Source organism: Stenotrophomonas sp. STEN018, from assembly GCF_056760235.1.
The window spans coordinates 61,929-69,198 of sequence record NZ_JBRREK010000029.1; the positions used below are offsets into that span (position 1 = coordinate 61,929).

Consider the following 7,270-nt stretch of genomic DNA (forward strand, 5'->3'; position numbering starts at 1 on the left):
GAAAATCGGCCTAATTTGCAGGGTCGGAACCGGACTGGTGTCCCTCCGGCCCTGTGCTATTCTCGAATTTGAACCCCCTGTTCAGAGGGGGAAGCAACTGGGTAAGCGAAGCATGAGCGAAGACCGGCAAGGTCGTACCGGGGACAGCAGTGGCAAGATTCTGTACTGCTCGTTCTGCGGCAAGAGTCAGCACGAAGTTCGTAAGCTGATCGCAGGCCCGAGCGTGTTCATCTGTGATGAATGCGTGGAGCTGTGCAACGACATCATCCGTGAGGAACTTGAGGAAAAGGCGCAGTCGGCGCGCAGTTCGCTGCCCAAGCCGCGCGAGATCCTCGAGGTGCTCGACCAGTACGTGATTGGCCAGAACCGCGCCAAGCGCACGCTGGCGGTGGCGGTGTACAACCACTACAAGCGTATCGAGAGCCGTTCCAAGAGCGACGACGTCGAGCTGTCCAAGTCCAACATCCTGCTGGTCGGCCCGACCGGTTCGGGCAAGACGCTGCTGGCCGAAACGCTGGCGCGCCTGCTCAACGTGCCGTTCACCATGGCCGATGCGACCACCCTGACCGAAGCCGGTTACGTGGGTGAGGATGTGGAAAACATCATCCAGAAGCTGCTGCAGAAGTGCGACTACGACGTCGAGAAGGCGCAGCAGGGCATCGTCTACATCGATGAAATCGACAAGATCTCGCGGAAGAGCGAGAACCCGTCGATCACCCGCGATGTGTCCGGCGAAGGCGTACAGCAGGCCCTGCTGAAGCTGATCGAAGGCACTGTGGCCAGCGTTCCGCCGCAGGGCGGGCGCAAGCACCCGCAGCAGGAATTCCTGCAGGTGGACACCAAGAACATCCTGTTCATCTGCGGCGGCGCGTTCGCCGGTCTGGACAAGGTGATCCAGGCCCGTTCCACCGCCACCAGCAGCATTGGTTTCGGTGCCAAGGTGAAGAGTGCCGAGCGCAAGCAGGAAATTGGCAAGGTGCTGGCCGAAGTCGAGCCGGAAGACCTGATCAAGTTCGGCCTGATTCCGGAGTTCGTTGGCCGCCTGCCGGTGGTTGCGACCCTGGAAGAACTGGACGAGCCGGCCCTGATCCAGATCCTGACCGAGCCCAAGAACGCCATCACCAAGCAGTTCAAGAAGCTGTTCGAGATGGAGGGCGTGGAGCTGGAGTTCCGTCCCGATGCGCTGTCGGCCATCGCCAAGAAGGCGCTCAAGCGCAAGACCGGCGCCCGTGGCCTGCGCACCATCGTCGAGTCGGTGCTGCTGGACACCATGTACGAGCTGCCCTCGCAGGAAAACGTCAGCAAGGTTGTCGTGGACGAGTCGGTCATCGAGAACAAATCCGAGCCGTACATCGTCTACCAGACCCCGGCAGAACCGGTTAAAACCGCCTCTGGCGAGTAAACCCGGGCGAGCTGAGGTGAATAGGCGGTTTCGCCGATCACGTTCAGCTTTCAACAGCTCTTGCAACACCTCGCCGATGGCCCCATAACGGGGCCATCGGCTTTTTTATTTAGCCTCCACCGAATCTCGGAGCCCCCATGGCCCAGTCCCAACTCGAAGTTCTCGACCTGCCGGTCCTGCCGCTGCGCGACGTGGTGGTGTTCCCGCACATGGTCATCCCTCTGTTCGTGGGCCGCGACAAGTCCATGCAGGCGCTGGAGCGCGCGATGGAGGCCGACAAGCGCATCCTGTTGCTTGCGCAGAAGTCTGCCGAAACCGACGATCCGGCGGCCGCCGACCTGTACACCGTCGGCACCCTGGCGCAGGTGCTGCAATTGCTGAAGCTGCCCGACGGCACCATCAAGGTGCTGGTCGAAGGCCTGTCGCGCGTTGCCGTGGACAAGGTTTACGAAAAAGACGGCTCGCTGCAGGGCCACGGCGTGGAGATCGAATCGGACGATTCGCGCGAGCCGCGTGAGATCGAGGCGATTGCCCGTTCGCTGATGTCGCTGTTCGAGCAGTACGTCAAAACCAACCGCAAGTTGCCGCCGGAGCTGTTGCAGACCCTGGCCGGCATCGAGGAGCCGGCGCGCCTGGCCGACACCATCGCCGCGCATATCGGCGTGCGTCTGGCCGACAAGCAGAAGCTGCTGGAAATCCTGCAGGTCGGCGACAGGCTGGAAATGCTGGTCGGTCTGGTCGATGGCGAAATCGACGTGCAGCAGATGGAAAAGCGCATCCGCGGCCGCGTCAAATCGCAGATGGAAAAGAGCCAGCGCGAGTACTACCTCAACGAGCAGATGAAGGCCATCCAGAAAGAACTGGGTGACCTGGATGAAGCGCCGGGTGAGATGGAAGAACTGGCACGCAAGATCGCCGAAGCTGGCATGCCCAAGCCGGTCGAGACCAAGGCCAAGAACGAGCTCAACAAGCTCAAGCAGATGTCGCCGATGTCGGCCGAAGCCGCTGTTGTGCGCAACTATCTTGAGTGGCTGCTGGGCGTGCCGTGGAAGAAGCGCACGAAGGTTCGCAAGGATCTGAAGGTCGCCCAGGACACGCTGGACGCCGACCATTACGGTTTGGACAAGGTCAAGGATCGCATCCTTGAGTACCTTGCCGTGCAGGCGCGCGTGAAGCAGATGAAGGGTCCGATCCTGTGCCTGGTCGGGCCGCCGGGCGTGGGCAAGACCTCCTTGGGTCAGTCCATCGCCAAGGCCACCAACCGCAAGTTCGTGCGCATGAGCCTGGGCGGCGTGCGCGACGAGGCTGAGATCCGTGGTCATCGCCGTACCTATGTCGGTTCCATGCCGGGCCGCATCGTGCAGAACCTCAACAAGGTCGGCAGCAAGAACCCGTTGTTCGTACTGGATGAGATCGACAAGATGTCGATGGACTTCCGTGGCGATCCGTCCTCGGCCCTGCTTGAAGTGCTGGACCCGGAACAGAACAACGCTTTCAACGATCATTACCTCGAGGTCGATCTGGACCTGAGCGAAGTGATGTTCGTGGCCACCTCCAATTCGCTGAACATTCCGGGCCCGTTGCTGGACCGTATGGAAGTGATCCGCATCCCGGGTTACACCGAGGATGAAAAGCTCAACATCGCCATGCGTTACCTGCTGAGCAAGCAGCTCAAGGCCAATGGCCTGAAGGCTGAAGAGCTGGCGATCGAAGAAGATGCCATCCGCGGCATCGTGCGTTATTACACGCGCGAATCCGGCGTGCGTAACCTCGAGCGCGAGATCGCCAAGATCTGCCGCAAGGTAGTGAAGGAGATTGCCCTGGCCGGCCCGCAGCCGGTGAAGAAGGCTGCCGCCAAGAAGTCGGCCAAGAAGCCGAAGGCCTTGGTGGTTGTGGATGCGAAGAACCTGGACAAGTACCTGGGCGTGCAGCGTTTCGACTTCGGCCGTGCCGAGGAAGAAAACGAGATCGGCCTGGTCACTGGCTTGGCCTGGACCGAAGTCGGCGGCGAACTGCTGCAGGTCGAGTCGACGCTGATTCCGGGCAAGGGTGCGGTGACGCTTACTGGCCAGCTTGGCAACGTGATGAAGGAGTCGGCGACGGCGGCCTTGTCGGTGGTGCGTGCACGCGCCGAATCGCTGGGCATCGACGTGGATTTCCTGCAGAAGCACGACGTCCACCTGCATGTGCCCGATGGCGCCACCCCGAAGGACGGTCCCAGTGCTGGCATCGCGATGGTGACCTCGCTGGTGTCCACGTTGACCAAGGTGCCGGTCAAAGCCGAAGTGGCGATGACCGGTGAGATCACCCTGCGTGGTCGGGTTACCGCAATTGGCGGTCTGAAGGAGAAGCTGCTGGCCGCGCTGCGCGGCGGCATCCGTACCGTGATCATCCCCGAAGAGAACCGCAAGGATCTGGTGGATATCCCGGCCAATGTCACCCGCGACCTGACCATCGTGCCGGTGAAGTGGATCGACGAAGTGCTGGATATCGCGCTGGCAACACCGCTGGCGCCGAAGAAAGCAGGCAAAAGTGCGCAGCGTGTCGCAGTTCGCGGCAAGGCGAAGGCAGCTCCCACGGCCCGCGTCAAGCACTGAAATGTGAACGTAAAACCCCTCAAAACCCGCGTCATTAAAGGCTTTTCAGCTTGCGCGGGTAGGGGGGCGCTGGTATAAAAGTGCGACTCACGCAGCAGTAGTTTTTTGCTGGCGTGTTTGCAGGTTCTTCGGCAGTCGTGCGTCTTGGGGACGTACGGGTGCCACTCAATAATTCCGCGGATTACCGCAAAGGGAGTTTTACAGAATGAACAAGACCGAATTGATTGATGGCGTTGCCGGTGCTGCTGACCTGACCAAGGCTGAAGCTGGCCGTGCGGTTGATGCCGTCATCGCCGAGATCACCAAGGCCCTGAAGAAGGGTGAGGCCGTGACTCTGGTGGGCTTCGGTACGTTCCAGGTTCGTGAGCGCGCTGCGCGCACCGGCCGTAACCCGAAGACCGGCGAAGAGATCAAAATCGCTGCTGCAAAAAATCCTGCCTTCAAGGCTGGTAAAGCTCTGAAAGACGCTGTAAACTAAGCGGCTCAGCTGGGGTGCTTAGCTCAGCGGTAGAGCGTCTCCCTTACACGGAGAGGGTCGGGGGTTCGAAACCCTCAGCACCCACCAAGTTAAGCATTGCAGTACAGTTTGAAAGTGTGGAGCGGTAGTTCAGTTGGTTAGAATGCTGGCCTGTCACGCCGGAGGTCGCGGGTTCGAGTCCCGTCCGCTCCGCCAGTTTCAAATTGGCCCCTGACAAAATCGGGGGCCTTGTTTTCTCAAACTCCACAGGAGGGAGGGGAAACTAAAAAATTAAATGTGGAGCGGTAGTTCAGTTGGTTAGAATGCTGGCCTGTCACGCCGGAGGTCGCGGGTTCGAGTCCCGTCCGCTCCGCCATTTAATCAAGTCGCTTTTCGGAGCGCGCGCCCCGGGCAACCGGTGGTGGTCGAGTCAAATGTGGAGCGGTAGTTCAGTTGGTTAGAATGCTGGCCTGTCACGCCGGAGGTCGCGGGTTCGAGTCCCGTCCGCTCCGCCAGATGTCTCAAAGCCCTCGGCTCAAGCCGGGGGCTTTTTTTTGGCCCGCTATTGGCAGCGGCCGAGTTGGGCGCGGGGCAGGAAGCGGGTTAAACTGCCCGGCTCGCCACTCAGGCCTCGATTTGCCCATGCTGCAGAAACTTCGCGACAAGACCTCAGGCTGGATCGTTACGGTGATCATGGGCCTGTTGATGATCCCGTTCCTGTTTGTGATCGACAACAGCTACCTCGGTGGCGTCGGCGCACAGAACGTTGCCAAAGTGTCGGCCCCGCCGTCGTGGTGGACCTCGGCACCTTCCTGGTGGCCGATGTCGTTCCTGTGGAACCACCACGAAGTCAGCGTCGAGGACTTCCGTGCCCGTTTTGAACAGGCACGCATGCAGGCGCGTGAGCAGCAGGGCGACAACTTCGACCCGCGCGAATTTGAAACCGCGGAAAACAAGCGCCTCGTGCTCGATCAGCTGATCGACGAGCAGGTGGTGCGCCTGGCTGCCGAAGACGCGCATATCGTCATCGGCGACAAGGCCGTGCGCGACTACATCGCTGCGATCCCTGCGTTCCAGAAGGACGGCAAGTTCGATCCGGACCAGTACCGTCTGGCGCTGGCGCAGAGCATGCCGCCGCGTACGCCGGCCATGTTCGAACAGCTGGTGCGTTCCAGCCTGCAGCAGTCGATCATTCCCTCGGCACTGGCCGAGTCGGGTTTCACCACCAAGGGCGAAAGCGAACGTCTGCTGAAGCTGTTGGGCGAAACCCGCGATGTGGAGTTCGCACTGTTGCCGGTCGTTGCGCCTGATACCGCAGCGGTCACGGATGCCGAGATCGACCAGTGGTACAAGGCGCATCCGAAGGACTTCCGCCAGCCGGAAAGCGTCACCATCGAATACGTCGAGCTCAATGCTGCCAGCATGCCGGCAGCCACCGCCGCCAATGAGGCCACCCTGCGCCAGCGCTATGAAGACGAGAAGGCGCGTTTTGTCAGCGCCGACCAGCGTCTGGCTTCGCACATCCTGATTGCCAAGGGCAGCGATGAGAAGGCAGCCGAGGCCAAGGCCGCCAAGCTGGCAGCAGAAGCCAAGCAGCCGGGTGCTGATTTCGCCGCACTGGCCAAGGCCAACTCGGAAGATCCGGGCTCCAAGGATTCCGGTGGCGACCTGGGATGGGTTGAGAAGGGCGTGATGGTCAAGCCGTTCGAAGACGCGCTGTTCGCCATGAAGGCCGGTGACGTGGTTGGCCCGGTCAAGACCGAGTTCGGTTACCACGTGCTGAAGCTGCGCGAGATCAAGGGTGGCGAAGGCCGTCCGTTCGAGGAAGTACGTGATCAGCTGGCTGCCGAACAGCTGCAGGCCGATACCGAGAAGGCATTCAATGAGCTGAGCAGTCGCCTGGTGGATCTGGTTTACAAGAACCCGACCGAACTGGCTGGTGCTGCCAAGGAAGTTGGCTTGCCGGTGCAGACCCTGGGCCCGTTCGGCCGCACCACCGCCAGCGGTATCGCCGCCAATCCGGCGGTGCTGAAGGCTGTGTTCTCCGACGCACTGAAGGAAGACGGCACGGTCAGCGATCCGATCGAGCTGGCGCCGAACCACACGGTCATGGTCCGCGTTACCGCACACACCCCGGAGCAGGCGATTCCGCTTGCACAGGCGCGTGAGCAGGTGATTGCAGCGGTGCGCGCGCACCGTGCCGAAGAAGCCTCGAAGAAGGCTGCTGACGCGTTGCTGGCCAAGTTGAATGCAGGTGAGACCCTGCAGGCACTGGCTGGTTCCGAGCAGCTGCAGTTGCTGCCGATCCCGGGCCTGCCGCGCACCGCGCCGATGCCGACCGCTGAAGCCAACCGCGCTGCGTTCACCGCAGCGGCTCCGGTCGGCGACAAGCCCAGCTATGGCAAGGTCGAGATGGAGCCGGGCCGCTATGCCGTGTTCGCGGTCACCAAGGTGACCCCGGGCAACCCGGCCGAAGTGCCGGAAGCGCAGCAGGCCATGCTCAAGGACCAGCTGAGCCAGATCGACGGCGCCGCTGCAGCCAAGGCTTATGTCGACGGCATGCGCAAGCGCTACAAGGTGCAGGTGCAGGAATCCCAGCTCTGATCAACTGAGCAGCAACAAACAAGAGCCCGGCGAAAGCCGGGCTTTTTTCTGGGTGTAGTGCCGAGCCATGCTCGGCAGAGGCGTTACCGATACAGCCAGCAGCACCGGTAGTGGGGGGGGGGGGGGGGGGGGGGGGGGGGGGGGGGGGGTGGGGGGGGGGGGGGGGGGGGGGGGGGGGGGGGGGGGGCGGGGCGGGGCGGAGGGGGGGGG

At 61.9% G+C, this 7,270-nt stretch carries 4 protein-coding genes and 4 tRNA genes; all 8 read left to right on the forward strand.

All coding sequences use genetic code 11. The features are described from left to right. Positions 1-112 precede the first annotated feature (112 nt). The 8 genes from clpX to ACVOMB_RS12645 all read left to right on the forward strand — a co-directional run bounded on the left by clpX (position 113) and on the right by ACVOMB_RS12645 (position 7,060). A complete protein-coding gene (gene clpX, locus ACVOMB_RS12610; protein ID WP_481531491.1) occupies positions 113-1,402 on the forward strand; it encodes an ATP-dependent Clp protease ATP-binding subunit ClpX in 1,290 nt (429 codons plus the stop codon). Positions 1,403-1,539: 137 nt separating this feature from the next. Beyond that, positions 1,540-3,999: an endopeptidase La gene (gene lon, locus ACVOMB_RS12615; RefSeq protein ID WP_481531492.1), complete on the forward strand. Its 2,460-nt coding sequence runs from the start codon at positions 1,540-1,542 to the stop codon at positions 3,997-3,999. Between the two features lie 205 nt (positions 4,000-4,204). Next, a complete protein-coding gene (locus ACVOMB_RS12620) occupies positions 4,205-4,477 on the forward strand; it encodes an HU family DNA-binding protein (protein WP_481513476.1) in 273 nt (90 codons plus the stop codon). A gap of 12 nt (positions 4,478-4,489) precedes the next feature. Next, positions 4,490-4,564, forward strand: a tRNA-Val gene (locus ACVOMB_RS12625). Positions 4,565-4,595: 31 nt separating this feature from the next. Next, positions 4,596-4,672: transfer RNA gene (locus ACVOMB_RS12630), tRNA-Asp, on the forward strand. 83 nt (positions 4,673-4,755) lie between these two features. Next, positions 4,756-4,832, forward strand: a tRNA-Asp gene (locus ACVOMB_RS12635). Positions 4,833-4,894: 62 nt separating this feature from the next. Further along, positions 4,895-4,971 (forward strand) — tRNA-Asp (locus tag ACVOMB_RS12640). A 127-nt stretch (positions 4,972-5,098) separates the two neighbouring features. After that, a complete protein-coding gene (locus ACVOMB_RS12645; RefSeq protein ID WP_481531493.1) occupies positions 5,099-7,060 on the forward strand; it encodes a peptidyl-prolyl cis-trans isomerase in 1,962 nt (653 codons plus the stop codon). Positions 7,061-7,270 lie beyond the last annotated feature (210 nt).